Raw genomic sequence first — 21834 nt, 5'->3', positions numbered from 1 at the left:
ATCCGGTGGGAGGGGGGCTTTTCTTTTTTTCAGAAAATAGTTCTTTAACTATGGCCTCACCGACAATTAGCTCAACGTGCAGTATAGCGTTTAAGACCACCTGCAGCAGATGTTAGTCTTGTCACATGTGCTCTAGTCCGATTTTGCCGACATAATTGCAGCCTGCCTCCTCACGATAACCCGGTTGAGGCTTTTAAAAAAAACAGACCCGATGGACTCGGGTCTGTTTGTTCTGTTGAGCGATTAATTATTATAAGCGATGGCAGCGGACTGCTTGGATTCTCCGGCGTCGTTCACCGCGCTCACTTTGTAATAACCGTTGTACACAGCTGCAAAATAATGGAACTCGTTAGCGTTTTTGACGGACCCAAGCTTGGTGAAGGGGCCCTTTTCCTTATCGCTGAAGTATACATTATATTGCTTCACTTTATCTTTGCTAGGGTTCGCCTTCCATGTCAGCGTCAGACTGGAGGCGTCTTGCTTGGCTTTAAGGCCTGATGGCGCTGCCGGCAGGTCTTTAGTTTTGCCGTCATTAGCGCCGCCATCTTGCGCGTCATTCCCGCCGGCTGCCCCGTTACCGGAGTCCGGGTTCGCGCCCGGAACTTGGCTGCCGTCGGCAGGAGGGACGAACAGCGTATCTAGGGAGCTTCCGTCTGTGTAAGCGGAACGGCTAGGCGCTGATTCTTTGCCGGCTACGTCTACAGCGGTAATATAGTAGCCTTCAAGGCTTGACGGCGGAACCTGGTCAGTAAATTTCGTTTCAGCGCCGGCAAGTACCACTTTGCCGCCTATAAGCTGGAATTTACCGTGATTGTCCGACCGGTAGATACGATAGCCGACCAGATCCGGGCTCGGGCTCCCCTGGAAGGTGATCACGGCTGTATCGCCTGATTTGGTAGCGACAACCGTTGCCGGCGGTGTCGGAGCTTTGCCGTCATCGACGCGCGGGTCCGTCTCGGACGGTGCATCATCATCGTAATCGGTTGGCTTGTAATTATCGATCGGCTTTCTGCTTTTCTCCGGCAGTTTGCTCATCGCGTCTTCGACTTCTTTAAGCAGTTCGCTGATCGATTTTTGCCGCTTAATAACCGTTTTCTCTTGTACAAAATCGGCCGGCGTCCCGTCCTGCGCCAAATAATTCAATCCGTTGTAGGAGCTGATTTTGGCGTTGACCATCACGTTGTCGACATCGGTCGGCACGTATTTCTTATTGAAAATATCGGTCACGAGGTGATTCGTTTTCGAGGTCAGTTCGCTCGGCAGCTTGCCGGAGAGATCGGACACGGTTGCCGTGACGATACCGTCCGGCTTGGCAAATGCTTTGTTCGGGAACAACTCAGGCTTCTGTTCGATCGTGCTGTTCATGATCAAGGCCCAAATGTCCTTGGCATGGTACGTTTGCTGCGTCTTAGCATTCAGCTTATTAACCGGTTGGTCATAGCCAATCCAAACCCCGACAGTGATATCCGGCGTAAAGCCCATGAACCAGGCGTCCGCATCATCTTGCGTGGAGCCGGTTTTACCGGAAATCTCGATCTTGCCGTACGATTTGAACTTTTTCATCAAATCTGTCGCTGTACCTTCTTTGATCACAGTTTTCATCATATCGGTAATCAAATAGGCGGTTTGCTCGGAATACACCTGTGTTGGCTTTTGCTGATGCTCATAGATGACCGTGCCGTTCGAATCTTTAATTTGGCGAATCATGAAAGCATCGTTATAGGCGCCTTTGTTCGGAATCGATGTATAAGCGCTGGTCAGCTCTTCGACCGAGGTACCTTTGCTGAGTCCCCCGATAACGCCGGTTTGCGCATAGTAATCATCTTTTTGAATGGAGGTGATGCCTAATTTCTTGGCAAAATCCCACGCATCATTGATCCCGACTTTATTTAAAAAGATATCGATTGCCGGAATGTTATACGATTGATTCAAAGCTTTGCGCGCTGTCATCAGCCCGTGGAACTTGTGATCCCAGTTTTCCGGTAAATGGAAGCCCTTGACTCCGTCTTTCAAAATCAACGGTACATCATCGAGAATGCTGGCCGGTTGGATCAGCCCTTTGTCCAAGGCCGGTATGTATGCGGCGATCGGCTTCATCGTCGATCCTGGCTGGCGGTACGCCTGAGTGGCGTGATTCAGCTGTTCGTCGAAAAAGTTGCGGCCTTCGATCATGCCTTTGATCGCGCCGGTCTTATCAATCATGATGGCGCCGACTTGTTCATCGCCTTTTTTGTCATCTTTAGGCGCGAAGTTTTTCGGATTGGCGGCAATTTCGTGCATCGAGTCATAAATCGTTTTATCGATGGTCGTATAAATTTGATACCCGCCGCGCAGGAGCTGGGCTTGAACCCCTTTTAGCGCTTCATTATATGCTGCTTGATTTTTGACCGGATCGAGGTCCGGGTTTTGGACTTTGAGCAAAATTTCCGCCGCTTCTTTTTCCGTTTCAATCATTAAATACGGATAGGTCGTGTAGGCTTTCTGCGACGGAGCCGGCATGGAAGCCTTTAGATCGAATTTCAGCGCGTCCTGATATTGCTCATTCGTTATTTTGTTCTCTTCCAGCATCCGCTTAAGGACAAGCTGTTGACGCGTGACCGCGCGCTTGAAGTTATCCTCGTCAAACGTCGGCTTGCTGGTGAAGGCCGAGTACTGCGAAGGCGATTGCGGCAGTCCCGCCAAATAGGCCGCCTGCGCGACGTTCAGCTGTTTCAGATCGTCGATATTGAACAAGCCTTTGGCCGCCGCTTTGATCCCGTAGAGGTTATAGCCGGTCGCGCCGTTCCCATAAGGGATTTTGTTTAAATAGGCAAGCAAAATCTCGTCTTTGGACATCAATCGTTCCATACGCAGTGCGAGCAGAATTTCGCGGGCTTTACGCCCGTCATCGCGGTCCAGCGTTAGGAACACCCGTCTGGCCAGCTGTTGAGTAATCGTACTGCCGCCGGTCTGCACTTCTTCATTCAGCAGCTTTTGGGTCACCGCGCGATAAAGTCCGCGAATATCGATGCCTCGATGATTGTAGAAGTCCTTATCTTCGATGGAGAGGACGGCGTCCAGGACCACTTGCGGGATGTCCGCCAGTTCAACCAGCCGTCTGTCTTCTTCCGTTCGCAGCTGTCCGATCACTGTATCGTCATTGAAATAGGCGAATCCTGTGATAGCGTTATCCTGCATTTGCTGACGGATTTCTTCTTGGCTGCGCACCGGATCCTTCTTCACCAGAGCGCTCGTGTATCCGAATGCAGCCGCCCCGCCAGCAAGTCCCACCAAAAAGACGGTGATGAATGTCCATTTGAGTGTAATCCATGTTACTTTGAAGGTCGTTCTTACCCAAGGGCGATTCCATTTCGCAAAAATATTACGCATAAGTTCCAAATTCCTCCTTACATGAACGGTTCTAGTATACCATATCTGCCTGTATAGCGGTAACATTAGGAAACAAACAGGGGCTATGCTAATGTTTGACTTTCGTGCATGAGCTGTGATATAAATTGAATCAAATGCGTGGATAGATCAGCAGTAGGTAGCTTACGGATGCTTCCAGAGAGCCGGTGGATGGTGCGAACCGGTACCTGTATGCTAGTTGAATTACGGTCTTGAGCAGCAAATGGGAACCTGCAGCAGTTGGCTGCAGCAGTAGTGTTTGCCGGGTAAACTCCGTTACCGGTTATGAAGTGAAAATAGCCAGCGCGCCCCTTAACGAATTCCGTTATAGAGTACGAAGCTGCTGTTTTAATTAGGGTGGTACCGCGAGTTGAGCCTTCTCGTCCCTTTGTGGATGAGAAGGCTTTTTTGCATGTCAACAAAAGGAGAGATGGATGTCAATGAGTATTTTGAAAGATTTGGAATTCCGCGGCTTGCTGCATCAAATTACGGACCGCGAAGGCTTGGAGAAGAAACTGAGCGAGGAGAAAGTGGTGCTGTACTGCGGATTCGATCCGACAGCAGACAGCTTGCATATCGGAAGTTTGCTGCCGATTCTGACCTTGCGGCGCTTCCAGCTTGCCGGCCATGTGCCTCTGGCGCTGGTTGGCGGCGGGACAGGCTTGATCGGCGATCCGAGCGGTAAGGCGAATGAGAGAACGCTGAACGGACCTGAAGTGGTGGAAGCGTGGTCACAAAGCATTAAGAATCAATTGTCCCGTTTCTTGGACTTCAACGAGAATTTGGACAATCAGGCAGAGCTTGTTAACAACTATGACTGGCTGGGACCGCTGAATGTCATTGAGTTTTTACGCGATATCGGCAAAAGCTTTACGGTCAATTACATGCTCGCTAAAGATTCTGTTGACTCGCGGATTACGAAAGGCATTTCGTTCACGGAATTCAGCTATATGATCCTGCAATCGTACGATTTCCTCAAGCTGAGCGAAACGAAAAATTGCTCGCTGCAAATCGGCGGCAGTGATCAGTGGGGAAATATTACTGCAGGGCTCGAGCTGATTGGCAAAACAACGGAAAAACGTGCTTATGGCGCAACGCTGCCGCTTGTGACGAAGAGCGACGGGCAGAAGTTCGGCAAGACGGAAGGCGGCGCGATTTGGCTTGATGCGGACAAAACATCGCCTTACCAGTTCTATCAGTTCTGGGTGAACACAGATGATAACGATGTCGTGCGCTTCCTCAAATACTTCACGTTCATCAGCCATGAAGAAATCGAGCGTCTGGAGCAAGAAGTGAAGCAGCAGCCGGAGAAGCGGGAAGCGCAAAAAGTGCTTGCGCGTGAAGTGACGAAGCTCGTGCATGGGGAAGAAGCGCTGCAAAGCTCGCTCAACATTACTGCGGCATTGTTCAGCGGTAATATCCAGGAATTGTCCCGCACGGAGATTGAAGAAGCATTCAAGGATGTGCCTTCCACCACTCTGGAGCAGGACGATATGGCTCTGGTAGACTTGCTGATCGCTGTCGGCGCTGCGCCTTCCAAACGTCAAGCGCGCCAAGATATCGAGAGCGGGGCTGTGACTGTGAATGGCGTGCGTATCCAGCAAGTGGATGCGGTTGTAAACGAGCTGGGCAAATTGGGAGAATCGTATCTGATTGTCCGCCGCGGCAAAAAGAACTATTATCTTGTGAAGTTTGCTTAACCTATAAACACAACAAACCCCTTAGGGAAGTCCCTAAGGGGTTTATGTTTCCGATTAACGGCTGTAGAACTCGACGATTTGTTTCTCGTCAATTTCTTGTGGCAGTTCAGAACGCTCAGGCAGACGGATGTACTTGCCTTCTACGCTGGACTCGCTGAACTCCAGGTAAGCTGGCAGGTAGTTGCGGTTAGCAAGAGCTTCTTTAACTGTGGAAAGATTTTGGGATCTTTCACGCAGGGAGATAACGTCGCCAGTTGCAACGATGTAAGAAGGGATATCCACTTTCTTACCGTTCACTGTTACGTGACCGTGAGCGACCAATTGACGAGCGCCTGCACGGGAGTTGGAAAGACCAAGACGGTATACCAAGTTGTCCAGACGGCTTTCCAGCATGATCATGAAGTTTTCACCCGCGATACCTTTAAGCTTCGTAGCTTTGTCGAACAGGTTGCGGAATTGTTTTTCGTTCAAACCGTACATGTGACGCAGTTTTTGCTTCTCTTGAAGTTGAACGCCGTAACCGCTCAATTTTTTACGTTGTCCTGGGCCATGTTGACCTGGAGGGAAAGGGCGTTTCAATTCTTTACCAGTACCGCTCAAAGAAATACCAAGACGGCGGCTTAATTTAAATTTAGGTCCTGTATAACGTGACATGTAGGAAAAACTCCTTCTTTTTTACAAATAGTTAGTTAAATTGCTCTAAGGTGTCGGGGTGAAGACATGTGCCTGGTTTTGCTTAACGAATCGAATAATAGGATTCCCTGACAAGAGTAGTTCAGCCGCTGTCTTGTTAGGAGCAAAAGCAGTGAGGGTGATCACAAATGGCATTCACCAAATCATGGTTGTACTCGACTTCTAATTTTATTAAAAACAGAAGGCGGTGTCAAGTCTCAATCGTTAGGCTAAATCTGAAAAAATAGTGCATTGTGACTAGAAAAATAGTATGATATATAAGCATATTATTGCACGTTTCTATGTATTTTAAACTTTTCGGCAAAGGAGGGGCCTATGTACGAATTACTTCGCAGTAAAGATCAGCATCGTTGCGCGGAACACTTCGAAGAGTTCCTCCGTCATGGACTCTGTCTTCCTGCCGAAATTGCCGATATAGCGCAAGACGCCACGCAAGCGCTGCGCATACTTGTACCTGCTTGGCTGAACGAGGCGGGGGCGGCGATGCTGCCTCCGCAGACAGGGATCTGCTGCTGGAGCGCTGAGCTTGATGCGTTGGAAAGCTGCGCCGGAGGCTTAGGCTTAGCGCAAGAAGGCCTGTCAGCGTTTACAGACGAGCTTCTCAGCCGCGTTTGTCGCACACAATCGTTTCAGTGCCTCAGCGGAGCTGAAACGGGCGCCATGCTGCCTATTGAGGTTGCCGGGGCAGTAATTCCTATCAAGAACAGGCATGGCGGCGTATGCTGCGGATATTTCGCTTTATTTTCCACGCTCATCACGCAGCCCGCGGAACTGACCAATCTGCTGTATACCCTCAGCATTGCTCTAACCGGGAGCGCACAGCTTGCGGCAGAGCGCCATAAGTATCAGCAGCTGCTTAAATTGAATCAACAAACGGAGCGGCAAGCGCGGAAGCAGGATGTATTGTTTGAAGCTTCAAAGAAGCTGCACGCCCAAATTGATGTCGATGCCGTACTTAATGAAGTCATAGAGAGCATTCATAGTATATATCCTTTAATTCAAGTCGATTTACTGCTGTCCCAAGATAACGATAGTACCAATTTGCCGGTTAAACCGCTCAGTTTTCAAAATCAGGAAGATGATATTTGCACCCGCGCTTTTAAGGAGGGGCATTTGATTTATCAGCCTGCCTTGGATGTGAAGGGAACCGGAAGCACGGCGGTTAGTCAGCTCGCCGTCCCGTTGTCAGGCAAGCAGGGCGTTTACGGCGTTCTGCATCTGCAGATGGAGCCGGATGTGATTCAAGCTTCCGATTTGCAGTTTATCTCTTTGCTGGCGGATACGGCTGGCACCGCTTTCGAAAATGCTAAGCTGTATGAGCAGTCGAATTCCCTGATCAATGAGCTGCGGCTGATCAATGAAATTACGAAACGGTTAAACCAGAGTTTGCGTCTGAATGAGGTTTTCGATTTTGCTTCAGCGGAGTTGCTGGCGATCTTTGCTGCCGAATATTGCAGTATTTTGCAAATAGACCCTGGCAATGAGCGGCTCATCATGCAAGCGAGCAATCTGCCCGCACTGTACCATGAAACGTATTCGGTCTATGAAGGTTATTCGGGACAGATTTTCACTAGCAAGGAACCTGTCATTATTTCGGATTATGCAACAGGGTCCCAAGTGACATCGAAGTTCATGCAGATCTCCGGGGCGCGTTCGTTGATCGGTTCACCGATTATCATGAACGGCAAAGTTGTCGGGGTTATTTTAGTGGCGCATAGCAGCCCGAACTATTTTTCCTATGACAACTTTAAATTACTGGAGGCCTTGTCCGGGCACATCGGTTTGGCGGTGTCTAATGCCTCGCTGCATGCCGAAGTGAAGCGCATGGTCATCACCGATAATTTAACAGGATTGTATGCCCGCCATTACTTGGATGAGCAGGCGAATTTATTGCAGAAGAAAGATTTCTGCGGTTCGCTGATCGTTGTCGATATCGATAATTTCAAACGCGTGAACGATACGCACGGGCATCAGGTTGGCGATAAGATTTTAATCCAAGTGAGCCAAATTATCCGCTCCAGCATCCGCGATACGGACATCGCGGCGCGTTGGGGCGGGGAAGAGATTGCGGTGTATTTGCCGCAAGTGACGAAGGAGCAGACGCTGCGGATTGCCGAACGAATCCGTGCGCGCGTTCAGCAAGAGACGAACCCTCAGGTCACGGTGTCATGCGGCTTGTCCGATTGGAACTGGGAGCAGGACAAAATCAGCGTTGAGGCGCTCTTTTATCGGGCGGATATGGCTTTATATCAAGCGAAATATAACGGCCGCAACCAGATCAAAGTCGGCTGAAGCAGCGTCAGGGCACTTGTCTTCGGACAGGTGCTTTTTGTTGGCTGGATGCTGCACGTCAAGCATCGACATATTCCGTTGCGAGGCGGGGGAAATTCCATAAGGGAGAAGTCCTATATTTCTCTTTCTGAACTTCATCTAACATGATACAATAGTTGGGAATCAGGGAAGGATGGTCGAATTTTGTCATTATTTAAGAGATCGCGGCTGTTGCAGCTGTTCATTCTACTTGTAGTCGGCGGGGGCCTGATCTACTTTTTCTTTTTTAATAAGATGGGCATCAAGTTGACGCATACCAATATGCATCAATTATCCGATCATCTCCGTGATCTCGGATGGACAGGCCGCTGGATCGGCATGCTGTTAATCGTTGTGCAAACGTTTTTTCCGTTTGTACCGTTTGTGCTGGTCGCCGGAACGAATGTTGCCATTTGGGGGATCAAATGGGGCTTCATCGTGAACTATGTGATGTCGTGCGTGGGCGCAATCGCATCCTTTTATTTTGCCCGGTATTACGGACATGCCTGGGTGGAAGCGAAGCTGCAGAAGTTCCCTGTCGTGCAGCAGTTCAGCGTGCGTCTGGAGAAGCACGGGTTTCTCTATGTGCTGTTAGGCCGGTTGATTCCGGTTCTTCCATCCTCGGCGATTAATTTCGCTGCAGGTTTGACGCGGGTCCGGTTTATTCCGTTTCTATTGGGTACGCTAATTGGGAAATTGCCGATCGTTTTCCTGGAATCGATGATCGCTCATGACCTGTTCCACTTCCAAAAATATAAGGGAAGATTGTTGTGGCTTTTGTTTGTTTTTGTTGTTTTGCTCGTTCTGGGCAATGTCGTCAAGAAAGTGCTTACATCCAATCGTAAGTAGGGTTTGGGATTGGAGAATGAAGGAAATTTTTTGTTGCACTTTCCTACCCATTCAAGTTATCATAGAGGAAGTAAGTCGACCTATTGAAATGTGAATAATGGAGGAATGTACATGCCAAGTGCAAATAATGCAGCAATCGTTGAGATTTCTCAGACTGCTAACAAATTTAGATCGTCTATTGTATTGCAGTATGATAATAAGTATATCGATGTGAAAAGTATCCTCGGATTGTTCACAACATTGCTGAGCTCCAGCAACTACGACCTGCATGTTCATGGTCCAGATGCTGAAGAAGCGAAGAAAGCAATGGCTGAAGTGTTTGCGAAGCACAACTTGGGCGTTAACGTCGTTCAAGAATAGGATAAGCCGCTAAAAAGAAGGTACTCTCAGAATCTCTGAGGGTACCTTCTCTTGTATCTTGGCGCGATTTCGCTTAATATAGATCATATAAGGACGGATGACTTAGCGTATGGGGGGAAAGTTGGAATGTCTTCATCTGATCTAATGCTAAATTTGAATCAAAAAGCGCTTAGTCTTCTACAGGAAGATGCAGATAAAATCGAAAAGCTGATCGAAGTGCAGATGGAGAACTTGACAACTCGTCAATGTCCGCTGTATGAAGAAGTATTGGATACGCAAATGTACGGTCTTTCGAGAGAAATTGATTTTGCGATCCGTGCAGGCCTCGTCGCCGAAGCCACTGGCAAACAAATTCTCGTCAAGTTGGAACGTAATCTTGCCCAGCTATATGAAGCGCTTAACGCGAAAAAGTAACCCTGAAGGGTTACTTTTTTTTGTGAAAATGAGCAAAATCCTAACGACTGCCGCTCATCATCGCTACTGACACGTATGCGTGGTTCTTTACCACAATCGGAAGGCGTCGAAGAAATTAAAAAGGCTATGAAAATTTATCATAGCCTGTGACCCGGCCGAGGGTCATGAAAGGTTTTGTTTACACGAGGAAGAACACGACGCCAAGAATGATATAGACAACAAGCAGCAGCAAGCCTTCATACCAGTTAGTCGAGCCGTCTTGGGAGATGGACTTCGTAATGAACACGGCTACGGCGATGGCTGCCAGCTCATACGTGGAAAAAACGATATTCATGGGTGTGCCGCCAACAAAGAAGCTGACAATGACAAGGACTGGCGCTACGAACAAGGCAATTTGCAGGGAGCTGCCGATGGCAATTTCGACAGCGGCGCCCATCTTATTCTTCAACGCCATCATGACGGCGGCGCTATGTTCGGCCGCATTCCCGATGATCGCGATGAGGAAGGCGCCGACGAACAATTCGGACAAGCCGAATTTGTGCGTGACCTCTTCCAACGTGCCGACAAGCCATTCACTCGTGAAGGCCACCATTGCGGTAGCGAGTACGAGGAAAATAATCGAGGTCGACTTCGACCATGCGGCTTCCCCATGTTCAATGGCCTCATCCGAGAGAATATTCTTATGCGTGACCATGGAGAAGAGGAGCCAGAGCAAGTAAGCGGCGACCAGTAGGATCGCCACGATCATGCTCATCGAAGACGTCTCCTTCGTCGTAAGGCTGCCGGAAAATACAGCTGGAATAAACAAGGCGATGACGCCAAGCAGCATCAGCGACGAGTTATGCGAAGCCAGCTTGACATTAAAAGATTGCTCTTTGAACTTCAAGCCGCCGGCAAATACGCTGAGTCCGAGAACCAGCAGCAGGTTGCCGATGATAGATCCCGTCAAGCTCGCTTTAACAACATCGAATAGGCCGTCTTTGACCAGGAAGATCGCGATGATCAGCTCAGCCGCATTGCCAAAGGTGGCGTTCAGGAAGCCGCCGATGCGTTCTCCGGCGTAATGGGCTACACTTTCCGTTGCTTTGCCGAGGAAGCCGGCTACGAAAATAATGGCGATGGCGGCGATTATAAATTGAACCGTGTGGTTCCAGCTGGTAAAATGGGCAATGGCGCTAAGCCCAAATGTAACAATTAAACCTATATAAAACAATTTACCTTTCAAAATGTAAACCTCCGACTTGGTATTGGGATTTGGCATTTTTTGACTTCTTTAAATATACATATTTTGCATTGCAATGTAAATTCGAATCTTTGTTAAAGAGGGCCTGTCCTTGCATTCATCTAGCGAACTTATTACAATAGATTTATACCAAGAATTGGGGAGTGATCCATATGTCCGAAGAGAACCAAACCGGCTTAATTCGTATATCTGATGACGTAGTATCGACAATCGCAGGACTTGCTGCCCTGGAAACTCCAGGAATTGCAGGCATGTCCGGAGGCATCTCAGAAGGCTTGGCCAAGCGGTTAAGCGGCAAAAACGTTCAAAAAGGCGTGTCTGTAGAAGTAGGTCAAGTAGAGGCCGCTATCGATCTTCGTGTTATCGTGAATTACGGCTCCCGGATTCAGGACGTATGTCGGAATCTCCAGGAGAACGTACGCGAAGCGGTAGAGAACATGACGGGTTTGAATGTCGTCGAGGTGAATGTGAAGGTGGAGGGCGTAGCTTTCAAGGAAGACGAAATAGTCGATGACCCGAACCGGGTGAAATAATAAAGGGAAAAGACCCTATCGAATGGACATTCGAAGAGGGTCTTTTTTAGGTTCCGCGGCTGTTTTGCGGGTCTGTTCTCGGGATATGCTGAGCATGATGCCCATGCTAATCAGAGAGACCATCATGGAGGATCCGCCGGATGAGATGAAAGGGAGCGTAACACCGGTTAACGGCATCGCGCCTGTCACACCGCCGATATTAATGACGGTTTGAAACGCGAACATCCCCATGATGCCGACACCGGCAACCATTCCGAACATATCTGGGCTTCGCACCGCAACGAGGATACCGCGCCAGATGAACAGCAGGAACGTTAGAATGAACAAGGCGCTTCCCACGAATCCGAATTCTTCGCCAATGATCGCGAAGATGAAGTCGTTGTGCGCTTCAGGCAAATAGTGCAGCTTCTGGATGCTTTGCCCGAAGCCGGCGCCTGAAAAGCCGCCATGACCGAACGCATACAGCGATTGAACAACCTGGTAGCCTGTATTCGAGTGGTCGGAGAAAGGATCCATGAAAGAGGTCAAACGACCGACCCGATAGTTCTGATCATCGGAGTTCTGGTGAAGCAATAATGAAACACTGATAATCAGAGCACCGATAACGGCCAGGCCTGTCCCTAATGTAAAAATATGCTTCAAATTCGATCCGCCGACAAAAATGACGATCATCGAACATGCAAGCAGAATCATACAAGAACCAAAGTCAGGCTGCAGCATGATCAGCGTACAGACGAAGCCGACAATGACCAGAGCGGGAAAGAGCCCTTTCTTGAAATCGCGGAACTTCTCCTCTTTATTGCTGATCAGTGAAGCTAGGTAGAGAATTACAACCAACTTGGCGAACTCCGTCGGTTGGATCCCGAATCTGCCAATACTATACCAGCTTGCCGCGCCATTGGCTTTGTCCGTAAAAATAACGAAGATTAGGAGAACCACGGTAATAAAAAAGCTGGGAATCACCAGCTTTTTAAATTTGGAGTAATGTAAATTCATGCAGAAGAGCATAACTACCGAACCCAAAGCAACCGCAGTCAACTGTTTTTTGGTGAAGTACCAAGGATCATCCCATCTGTAAGCGCTTGTCATGGAACTGGCGCTGAATACCATAGCTAGTCCGAAGCAGACGAGAACGATAGTCAAGAACAGCAGCAAAAAATCCGGCGTTCCTCTGCGAGGGGGATTCATGCCGATTCCCCGCTTATTCCGCTAGCATTTGCTGCAATTGGGACAACTTTTGCGAAGAAGTCTTCATCACGGCATCAGGGACCGGAGAGTTGTAATCCAGACCGTGAGGGAATGTTTCTCTACCTATGTAAGCATCTTCAAGAAAAAGCACAGCATAAGGGGATTCTAGCTTGCCAGATTCTACGCGAGCGTTAACACGCAGGAAATAGTTCTCTTTGCCGGTTTTATCTTCAATTTTGAGGTCGTAAGTCGCACGGGTATATTCCCACTGCCAACGAACGAAGCCGAGCTTGGATGTCACTTCGTCCAAATGTGCAAGATCGCTTTTCATGCCTTTTAAGCCTTTTGATTCAATAATCACTGATTAACGCCTCCATATTGTACGTATGCATTCTTTATTCATGATAGTATGTTTCTACGGGTTCTGCAAGTCAACAGCTGGGTATAATTTCTACTATTTGATGGCGCTTAGCAGATGAAACCAGCGCTGGAATTTGATAGAATAGGTACAAATGTCGGCAGTAGTTAAAATTTAGCAACAAATTTGGATGACCGGAGGGTTTATTTAAATGAAAGAATTCGAAAACGGTTTTGAGCAAATTTTTGCTGAGATGGTAGGCTGGAGACGGTATTTGCACCAGCATCCCGAGCTCTCTTTTCAGGAGTACCGCACCGCAGAGTTCGTCGCCAATCACCTTCGCGAGTGGGGGCTTGAGGTCCGCACGCAAGTCGGCGGCAATGGCGTAGTAGGGCTGCTCCGCGGCGCGGGTCAAGGCCCGACTGTCGCGCTCAGAGCGGATATGGACGCGCTGCCGATTCAAGACGAGAAAAGCTGCGAGTACGCTTCGCTTGTCCAGGGGGTCATGCATGCGTGCGGTCACGACGCGCATACGTCGACGCTGCTTGGCATCGCGAAGGTGGCGAGCCAGCTCAAAGAGAAGCTGAAAGGTAACCTCGTGTTCCTCTTTCAGCATGCCGAAGAGACGACGCCTGGCGGAGCCAAGTCGATGATTGAAGCCGGCGCCCTGGAAGGCGTGGACGCCGTGTTCGGTGTGCACCTATGGACGCCGTTTCCTGTCGGCCATGTGTATGCCAAAGCCGGCCCGATGATGGCGGCGCCGGACGAGTTCACGATCCGCATCCAAGGCAAGGGCGGCCATGGCGGGCTGCCGCATCAAGCGGTAGACAGCATTCACGTTGGCGCGCAAGTCGTCGTCAACTTGCAGTCGATCGTGAGCAGGCAGGTGGATCCGATCGAGCCTTGCGTCGTGAGCATCGGTTCGTTCCACGCCGGGTCCAGCTTTAATGTCATTGCTGAGACTAGCACGTTGAACGGGACGGTGAGAACGTTCAGTTCCCAGCTTCAAGAGGAAGTGAAAGAGCGGATGGGGCGTATCGTAGATTCAGTCTGCAGCATGTATGGCGCTTCCTATACGTTCGATTATAAAATGGGCTATCCGCCGGTGGTGAATGATGCGGGAGAAGCTGCGCGGTTTGTCAAAGTGGGAGCCGAGCTGTTCGGCGAAGCGCATGTGCATGAAGCTCCGCTTGTTATGGCCGGAGAAGACTTCTCCTACTATTTGCATCATCGTCCGGGCTGCTATATGTTTGTGGGGGCCGGCAATGTGGAAGCCGGCATTGTTCATCCGCATCATCATCCCAGGTTCGATATCGATGAGCGTTCGATGTTGAATGCGGCCAAACTGCTGATCGGGATGGCTTTGGATTATATGGCATGAATGCTTTCTCCTTTTTCGACAGACGCTATCTTTGAAGCTGATCGCCCCGCGGGCGATGCTGATCATGGATACGTTAAGGAGGAGTAACGGATATGGCAGATGCAAGAACAGTGAAACAAATTATGGCGACAGATTGTGTGACGGTGACGTTGCAGGATAATGTCTATGAAATCGCCCTGAAAATGAAGCAGCACGATATCGGGTTTATCCCTGTCGTGGACGGCAAGAAGCTCGTCGGCGTCGTCACTGACCGCGATCTCGTGATTCGCGGCTATGCAGAGAAGAAATCCGGTTCGACGGCGGTGGCTGAAGTGATATCTAAAGATATTACGTCCATTGACGCGAATACAACTGTGGAAGAAGCCGCGAAAATCATGGCGAAAGACCAAATCCGACGCCTGCCTGTTGTGGAGAACGGCAATCTGGTCGGCGTCGTGGCGATCGGTGACCTTGCTGTGCGCGGCAAGTTTGAAGATGAAGCGGGCGAAGCGCTAAGCGTCATTTCGTCGGACCGCACGCCTGTCGGTGCCAGATAAGCTTTGAATAGGGATGAAGACCAGGAAACTGGTCTTTTTTTTATGCGCTTAGAGCGGCTGATTTGTAATACGGCTGCTGGGCTTCTTTTTGGATAACTGTCAAAGTTCGCAATAAGGTGGTCAATATGTGTCAAGATGGGGCTAGGTCAAATATGGTACAGTGAAGGAGTGTTAGGCGGATAATCACGATGATAAAGGTGGCTATGACATGGAAAAAGTACGGATTGGCATTATCGGTCTAGGCAATATGGGAACTGGACATGCCAACTATTTGATTAAACAAGAAGTTAAAGGCGCTGAGCTTTCAGCGATTTGCGAACCAAGACCCGACCGTCAACAATGGGCAAAAGAAAATTTGGGCGACAATGTGCAAATTTTTGACGATCTGGATAAGTTCCTTTCCTCAGGTACAATCGATGCCGTTCTGATCGCAACGCCACATTATGATCATCCAGAAGTGGCTATTAAAGCCTTTAATAACGGTCTGCACGTGCTTTGCGAGAAGCCTGCAGGTGTATATACAAAATCAGTTCGTCAAATGAACGAAGCGGCTAAAGCTTCCGGCAAAGTGTTCAGCATGATGTATAACCAAAGAACGAATCGGCTGTATAAGAAGCTGAAAGATCTGGTTTCCTCCGGCGAGCTGGGCGAGATTCGCAGAACGAATTGGATCATTACCAATTGGTACCGCTCCCAAAGCTATTATAATTCCGGCGGGTGGCGTGCGACTTGGGCTGGAGAAGGCGGCGGCGTACTGATTAACCAAGATCCGCATCAATTGGATCTCTGGCAGTGGACGATCGATATGATGCCGAAGCGCGTGCGCGCATTCTGTTATTTTGGCAAGCACCGGGATATTGAAGTAGAGGACGATGTAACCGCATTCGTCGAGTATGAGAACGGAGCAACAGGATTGTTCGTCACGACAACAGGCGAAGCGCCGGGAACGAACCGATTCGAACTGTCAGGCGACCGCGGCAAAATCGTTATCGAGGACGGCAAGCTGACCTTCTGGCGCCTGCGCGTATCGGAAAAAGAATTTAACGAGACGTTCACGGGCGGCTTTGGCCAGCCGGAATGCTGGAAATGCGAAATTCCCGTTGAAGGCAAAGAAACCGGACATCTGGGCATCACGCAAAACTTCGTCGATGCGATTCTGCACGGCACGCCGCTTGTTGCGCCAGGGGAAGAAGGCATTAAAGGGCTGATGCTTTCCAATGCGATGCTGTTATCCACTTGGACAGACAATTGGGTGGATCTGCCGATCGATGAGGATCTGTTCTATGAGCATCTTCAAAACAAGATCGCTAACTCCAAAGTGAAAAAAGACGCAGGCTATAAAACGCTTGAAGTAAAAGGAACTCATTAATTTTTTTGATCACATGATCACGGGGGAGAAACCATGCAAAAGAGCGATGGAATGAATTATGCACCACAAGGGAAGCCGAATGCGGTTGTCGGCAAGGGAGAATTCAAATTCGCGGCAATTGGTTTGGATCACGGTCATATTTACGGCATGTGCAACGGGTTGCTGGAAGCGGGAGCAGAGCTGAAATCCGTTTACGATAAAGATCCGGAGAAAGTGCAAGCTTTCTGCCAAAAGTTCCCACAAGCGCAAGCAGCTTCGTCAGAAGAAGAGATTCTGCAGGATCCGGAAGTTCAGCTGGTTGCCGGGGCCATCGTGCCTTCGGAACGCGGACCGCTCGGTCTTCGCGTCATGGAAGCAGGCAAAGATTACTTCACGGACAAAACGCCGTTCACCTCGCTGGAGCAGCTGGAAGCGGCGAAAGATAAAGTGAAAGAAACAGGCCGTAAGTATGCCGTTTACTACAGCGAGCGTTTGCATGTAGAGAGCGCTGTTTTTGCCGGTCAACTGATTCAAGAAGGGGCGATCGGCCGCGTCGTTCAAGTCCTTGGACTCGGGCCGCATCGTCTGAATGCACCATCCCGTCCGGAATGGTTTTTCAAGAAAGAAAATTACGGCGGCATTCTGTGTGACATCGGTAGCCATCAAATCGAGCAGTTCCTGTTCTATGCAGGCTGTAAAGATGCGAAGCTGGTAAGCTCCAAAGTGGCGAATTACAACAGCAAAGACTATCCGGAGCTCGAAGATTACGGGGATGCGACGCTTGTCGGCGATAACGGCGCAACGAACTATTTCCGCGTGGACTGGCTGACGCCTAAAGGGCTTGGCACATGGGGCGACGGCCGCACCGTGATCCTGGGCACCGAAGGCTACATAGAGCTGCGCAAATACATTGATGTAGCCCGCGATCCGCAAGGCGATCAGCTGTATTTGGTCAATGGCGAAGGCGAGAAGCATTTCAGCCTGAACGGCCAAGTTGGCTTCCCTTTCTTCGGCCAATTGATCTTGGATTGCATCAACCGTACGGAAAATGCAATGACACAGGAGCATGCGTTTAAAGCTGCGGAGCTGTGCTTGTTGGCGCAATTGCACGCTGAGCGCGTAGAATAGTTGCAATCATGAGAGGTTGTTCACTAAGTCATCATAATGGCTTAGGAGCAGCCTCTTTTTTCATTTCGGGGCGAGCAAGCTTGGATGTTTAAATCATAGGCATTCCTTTCATACTAGTTAAAAGAAAATAGCCTATGAAGCAAGGAGGCGGCAGCTGCATGAAATGGGATCCGACACGACCGCTCATCGTCCAAAACGATATGTCCGTGCTATTTGAAACAAACCACCCGGATTATGAAACCGTTCGTCAGACATTAGTGAAGTTCGCGGATTTAGTGAAAAGCCCTGAACACTTACATACATATCGAATTACACCGTTATCTTTATGGAATGCGGCGGCAGGCGGGATGCGTTTCGCGGAAATGACCGTATTCCTGCAAAACTATGCGAAATTCGGCGTTCCTACCGCTGTACTGAGCAGTATGCGCAAATATGTGAAGCGATACGGTCTTTTACGTATGGAAAATGTAGGGGATGAGCTGTACCTGGTGAGTGAAGATACGGTAGTGCTTAAAGAAATATGCGCGTTAGATTCTCTCCAAAGCTATTTGCACGACAGACGAGGCGACAGGGCTATCGCCATTTCGCCTGCACATCGAGGCCATCTGAAGCAGGAGCTGACCAAGCTGGGGTACCCTGTCGAAGATGCGGCTGCTTACCGACAAGGCGAGTACGTGCCGATTTCACTATGCAGTGATACGGATCATGCGGACAAGCCGTTTCAGCTTCGCGATTATCAAAAGCAGGCGGTCGATGCCTTCGAGCGGATCGGCGACGGGCGCAGCATAGGCAGCGGCGTCTTGGTGCTGCCATGCGGGGCGGGCAAGACGATCATCGGCATCGCGGCGATGGCGAGGTGCAGCTGTGCGACGCTGATTCTAACGTCCAATGTCACTTCGGTGAGGCAGTGGAAGCGGGAAATTATCGAGAAGACGGATCTCACGGAAGATCAGGTAGGCGAGTATAGCGGCGCAGTCAAAGAGGTACGGCCGATCACAATTGCCACCTATCAGATTATGACGCACCGCGGGAGTAAAGATGATCAATTCTCACATATGCAGCTGTTTCATGAGCGGGAGTGGGGGCTGATCATTTACGATGAGGTGCACTTGCTTCCTGCGCCTGTATTCCGGGCGACCGCAGACATTCAAGCGACGAAAAGGCTTGGGCTTACGGCGACCTTGATTCGCGAAGACGGCCGTGAAGAAGATGTGTTTTCGCTGGTCGGGCCTCGGCGCTACGAAATGGCGTGGAAGGAATTGGAAGCAAAGGGCTGGATTGCGACGGTGGCGTGCAAAGAGATTCGCGTGCCGTTGTCCACAGCCGATCGTGATCAATATGCAGCTTCCGGCGCACGGCAGCAATTCCGGATCGCCGGTGAGAATGCGGGCAAGCTGGATGTCATTGACCATCTGCTAAAGCTGCATGCTAAGGAGCAAAAGCTGATTATCGGTCAATATCTGGATCAGCTGGAACGGATCGCGGCGCATACAGGGGCTCCGTTGATCAGCGGCGAGATGGCGCATGATGATCGGGAGAAGCTGTATCAGCAGTTCAAGGCCGGCCGTCTTCCGCTGCTTATCGTCTCCAAAGTAGCGAACTTTGCCGTCGACCTGCCTGACGCGGCCGTCGCAATTCAAGTCTCAGGCAGCTATGGCTCTAGGCAGGAAGAAGCACAACGGCTCGGCCGTATTCTTCGCCCCAAACGGAACGGCGAGAATGCGGCTGTCTTTTATACGATTATTAGCGAAGACACGAAGGAACAGGATTTTGCCTTGAAACGGCAGCTGTTTCTCGTTGAACAAGGCTACCAATACAGCATCAGCGCATGGACTGAGCAAATTCAGGAAGGAGAGCGGGATGAAGTACGAGCATATCTTTCATAAAATGCCGCAGGCATTGCAAGCGCGAATCGCCGCTCAGCCGTGGTGCCAGGCATGGACGGGTCAAGGACTCCCTTTGATCCGAATTCTAACGCACCATAAGTATTTGGCGCAGTTGGTGCCAACGATGACGATGGCTGAATTGAAAACGCTGCGTCTGCTGATTTCGGCATTCGGCTGTGAGCCTTTTCACAGAGAAGCGCTTGAAAAGTATGGGCTAGCGCGCATGGCTGGAGCTGAAATCGCAGTCGGCCTGACCGGACTCCGCAGACTAGGCATCATCGCCGCGCTGCGTAAATCATGGGGGGAGCCCCTGTATGTGCTGCCGGAGGATGCTTTTAGCGTATGGCAGGAGCTCCTGCTGCCGGATGTTCAGCTGCAAACGCTTGATGCGGAGGATAACGACTTGGACCCGCTGGAAACGCCTGGCATGAGCGCGCGTGGTCTTGCTCAGCTTTTGTTTCATTTTTTGCTGGCATGTTCGCAGCAGGATTCGTTGCCTTTGACCAGCAAAGGTACGCTTCATAAAAAACAAATTCAAAAACTATCTAAACATCCCGTATTGCCGCAGGGTTCGTTTCAGGAAACCGGATTGACGTACGCTTTCCGCGACATCTATGAACCCGATGTGGCGATTTTGTTAGAAATGAGTATGCAATTAGGCATTTTGCTCCATGATGGTGACCGATACGTCTTGGATCACCATGCGCTGCACACGTGGCTAAGCCAGACCTATGAAAAGCAGCAACTGGGGCTCTATGCGATTTGGCGACAGCTATATATGCCTGCTCCTGCCACGCTGATGCACGGAATCGCGGTTTTGGAGCGTTGTCCAGCAGCGTGCTGGTGCAAGGTGGCGGATGTTGCCGCGGCGGCCAGTCTGCTCTCGTTTGTTCAGGAGCCAGAAGATGGGGCAACTGCTCTTATGAGGCAATGGATCCAGCCTCTGCATGCGTTCCGGTGGTTAGAGCTTGCCACGGATCATGATGGGCAGATTTGGGTGAAATGGCTCATTCCGGTCGGCAGCGGGAATGCACATGAGGAGTTAGCGGAGCTAGAAGGGCTTGAAGAATTGGCAAAGCGAGAAGAGCCGGCAGAAGGCCCATGCCTTTACGTGCAGCCAGACTTCGAAGTGCTGCTTGCACCGCATGCTTCGCTGTATGGCGAATGGCAGATTGCCGCTTTTGCCGTACTGCAGTCCTCGGATTTGATGCGCACGTACCGGATCACAAAGGAAAGTTTCCATCGCGCGGTAGAGAACGGGAGCAGTAGTGAGCGGATTTTACATGTGCTGCAAAAGAACGCATATTACGAAGTCCCTGAGCATGTGCAGACGACTTTGCAGCAGTGGGACCAACAGTCCGGGAAGCTGCAAATTGCGGAAGTGCTTCTGCTCCGCTGCGAATCGGCGGAAGTCGCGGATGCGCTCGCCCGGCATGAAGCGTGCGGGCAATTGCTGCAAGAGCGAATCGGCGCAGCGCACTTTACGATTCGCCCCGAACATCTGCACAGCCTAAGCAAGTGTCTCGAGCAGATGGGCTATCAACCGCGGTTCCTCGACGCCGGGCTCAAGGCGAAAGCAAAAGCATCGACAGCGGCAGCGGAGAAGCCGCGAAATCCGCAAGCCCACCAAGCCCCGGGGACGGCGCAAGGACTATTTTATACCCGTGATACTGTTCAGCTTTATGAGATGGATCCTGTGTGGCCGGAATGGGAAGAACTTTATCCCGCAATGAAAGATGTACCGGCCTTATGGTTAAGAGAGTTCAGGGATTACCACGGCTCCACCCGCAAGGAGATGATCCGCAAAGCGATTGAATGGAAAAGTCTGTTGCAACTGCGCAGCGAAGGTCGCAACCGTACGATTATTCCGCGGGCAATCTATGAGGAAAGATCAGGCTGGGTGTTCGTTGGGATGGAGGAGCACCAAGAGGTCACACTAAGAAGTGACGACTGGGCGGAGATGAAACTCATTTTGCCTGGCGTGAACGATGAGGAGAGTTTTTAAACACATCCGTATAGATCTGTGGTATGATAGAAAGTGTTATACCTTTAGAAAGGAAGGATGTTGATCTTCGTATGAATACGATTGAATTGGACACGCTCGATATGTCAGCAGTGCTTATGCAGGCTTACGACATGGGAGATATGATTAATTCCTCTGCCGAAGTTGCAGATTACTTATATTGGAAGTCCGTCGTAGACAGCAGTGAGGAAGTTCGCAAGATGAAGGCAGTATTCGCTAGAAAGAAAGAGTTGTTTGAGGAATGTGAACGTTTTGGCCACTACCATCCGAGTTATCATGAAGCGATGGATGCCGTGAAAGCGGCGCAAGCCGAACTTGATAAGATTGAGGCAGTCAAGCGGTTCAAAGAAGCCGAAGATCGTTTGGACGATTTGCTGTTTACGGTCTCGACGACGATTGCCCATGCCGTCTCGGATTCGATTAAAGTGCCGAGCAATAATCCCTTGCCAACCGGCAAAGGCTGCAGCTCCGGCGGAGGCTGCAGCTGCGGCTGATCA

At 50.1% G+C, this 21834-nt stretch carries 18 protein-coding genes and 1 other annotated feature; of the genes, 13 read left to right on the top strand and 5 right to left on the bottom strand.

Features of this window, described 5'->3' with window-relative positions:
* Nucleotides 1-243 precede the first annotated feature (243 nt).
* Nucleotides 244-3369, bottom strand: coding sequence for a transglycosylase domain-containing protein (locus O9139_RS10435; protein WP_270879399.1), 3126 nt, complete (start codon nucleotides 3367-3369; stop codon nucleotides 244-246).
* 130 nt (nucleotides 3370-3499) lie between these two features.
* Nucleotides 3500-3778: a binding site (T-box leader), on the top strand.
* Between the two features lie 49 nt (nucleotides 3779-3827).
* Here O9139_RS10435 and tyrS point away from each other — a divergent pair.
* Nucleotides 3828-5087 (top strand): tyrosine--tRNA ligase, encoded by a 1260-nt coding sequence (gene tyrS / locus O9139_RS10430; RefSeq protein WP_270879398.1) that lies wholly within the window; start codon nucleotides 3828-3830, stop codon nucleotides 5085-5087.
* A gap of 54 nt (nucleotides 5088-5141) precedes the next feature.
* On the opposite strand, the gene rpsD is transcribed toward tyrS, so the two are convergent.
* Nucleotides 5142-5741, bottom strand: coding sequence for a 30S ribosomal protein S4 (gene rpsD / locus O9139_RS10425; protein ID WP_270879397.1), 600 nt, complete (start codon nucleotides 5739-5741; stop codon nucleotides 5142-5144).
* Between the two features lie 354 nt (nucleotides 5742-6095).
* Between rpsD and O9139_RS10420 the strand changes: the two genes are divergently transcribed.
* The 4 genes from O9139_RS10420 (at nucleotide 6096) to O9139_RS10405 (ending at nucleotide 9713) form a co-directional block, all read left to right on the top strand.
* A complete protein-coding gene (locus O9139_RS10420) occupies nucleotides 6096-8072 on the top strand; it encodes a diguanylate cyclase (protein ID WP_270879396.1) in 1977 nt (658 codons plus the stop codon).
* A 183-nt stretch (nucleotides 8073-8255) separates the two neighbouring features.
* Nucleotides 8256-8939 carry a TVP38/TMEM64 family protein gene (locus O9139_RS10415; protein WP_270879395.1) on the top strand — a complete coding sequence of 228 codons (684 nt, stop codon included), beginning with the start codon at nucleotides 8256-8258 and terminating at the stop codon, nucleotides 8937-8939.
* Between the two features lie 111 nt (nucleotides 8940-9050).
* Entirely contained in the window at nucleotides 9051-9299 is a 249-nt protein-coding gene (locus O9139_RS10410) for an HPr family phosphocarrier protein (RefSeq protein ID WP_270879394.1), read from the top strand.
* 126 nt (nucleotides 9300-9425) lie between these two features.
* Nucleotides 9426-9713 carry a YlaN family protein gene (locus O9139_RS10405; RefSeq protein WP_270879393.1) on the top strand — a complete coding sequence of 96 codons (288 nt, stop codon included), beginning with the start codon at nucleotides 9426-9428 and terminating at the stop codon, nucleotides 9711-9713.
* A gap of 178 nt (nucleotides 9714-9891) precedes the next feature.
* Here the strand turns inward: O9139_RS10405 and cax are convergent, their stop codons facing one another.
* Nucleotides 9892-10938, bottom strand: a complete 1047-nt coding sequence (cax, locus tag O9139_RS10400) for a calcium/proton exchanger (RefSeq protein ID WP_270879392.1) — start codon at nucleotides 10936-10938, stop codon at nucleotides 9892-9894.
* 170 nt (nucleotides 10939-11108) lie between these two features.
* On the opposite strand from cax, the gene O9139_RS10395 reads away from it, so the two are divergent.
* A complete protein-coding gene (locus O9139_RS10395; protein ID WP_270879391.1) occupies nucleotides 11109-11489 on the top strand; it encodes an Asp23/Gls24 family envelope stress response protein in 381 nt (126 codons plus the stop codon).
* 15 nt (nucleotides 11490-11504) lie between these two features.
* Here the strand turns inward: O9139_RS10395 and ftsW are convergent, their stop codons facing one another.
* Together ftsW and O9139_RS10385 are read right to left on the bottom strand one after the other, a co-directional pair.
* Entirely contained in the window at nucleotides 11505-12677 is a 1173-nt protein-coding gene (ftsW, locus tag O9139_RS10390; protein ID WP_270879390.1) for a putative lipid II flippase FtsW, read from the bottom strand.
* A gap of 13 nt (nucleotides 12678-12690) precedes the next feature.
* Nucleotides 12691-13038, bottom strand: coding sequence for a YugN family protein (locus O9139_RS10385; RefSeq protein WP_270879389.1), 348 nt, complete (start codon nucleotides 13036-13038; stop codon nucleotides 12691-12693).
* 208 nt (nucleotides 13039-13246) lie between these two features.
* Here O9139_RS10385 and O9139_RS10380 point away from each other — a divergent pair, with 208 nt between their 5' ends.
* From O9139_RS10380 to O9139_RS10350, 7 genes are all read left to right on the top strand, one after another.
* Nucleotides 13247-14416, top strand: coding sequence for a M20 family metallopeptidase (locus O9139_RS10380; protein WP_270879388.1), 1170 nt, complete (start codon nucleotides 13247-13249; stop codon nucleotides 14414-14416).
* Between the two features lie 92 nt (nucleotides 14417-14508).
* Nucleotides 14509-14952 (top strand): CBS domain-containing protein, encoded by a 444-nt coding sequence (locus tag O9139_RS10375; protein ID WP_270879387.1) that lies wholly within the window; start codon nucleotides 14509-14511, stop codon nucleotides 14950-14952.
* A 208-nt stretch (nucleotides 14953-15160) separates the two neighbouring features.
* Nucleotides 15161-16321 carry a Gfo/Idh/MocA family protein gene (locus O9139_RS10370; RefSeq protein WP_270879386.1) on the top strand — a complete coding sequence of 387 codons (1161 nt, stop codon included), beginning with the start codon at nucleotides 15161-15163 and terminating at the stop codon, nucleotides 16319-16321.
* Between the two features lie 33 nt (nucleotides 16322-16354).
* Nucleotides 16355-17428, top strand: coding sequence for a Gfo/Idh/MocA family protein (locus tag O9139_RS10365; RefSeq protein WP_270879385.1), 1074 nt, complete (start codon nucleotides 16355-16357; stop codon nucleotides 17426-17428).
* Between the two features lie 158 nt (nucleotides 17429-17586).
* Nucleotides 17587-19314, top strand: a complete 1728-nt coding sequence (locus tag O9139_RS10360; protein ID WP_270879384.1) for a DNA repair helicase XPB — start codon at nucleotides 17587-17589, stop codon at nucleotides 19312-19314.
* On the top strand, nucleotides 19289-21319 hold the full coding sequence (locus O9139_RS10355; RefSeq protein ID WP_270879383.1) for a helicase-associated domain-containing protein: 2031 nt from the start codon (nucleotides 19289-19291) through the stop codon (nucleotides 21317-21319). The genes O9139_RS10360 and O9139_RS10355 overlap by 26 nt, the downstream gene beginning before the upstream one ends.
* 71 nt (nucleotides 21320-21390) lie before the next feature.
* Nucleotides 21391-21831 carry a YlbF family regulator gene (locus tag O9139_RS10350; protein WP_270879382.1) on the top strand — a complete coding sequence of 147 codons (441 nt, stop codon included), beginning with the start codon at nucleotides 21391-21393 and terminating at the stop codon, nucleotides 21829-21831.
* The last annotated feature ends 3 nt before the right edge of the window (nucleotides 21832-21834 follow it).

It is taken from the genome of Paenibacillus aestuarii, assembly GCF_027789125.1.
GTDB classification, from domain to species: domain Bacteria; phylum Bacillota; class Bacilli; order Paenibacillales; family NBRC-103111; genus Paenibacillus_E; species Paenibacillus_E aestuarii.
This window is presented reverse-complemented; position numbering and strand designations above follow the sequence as displayed.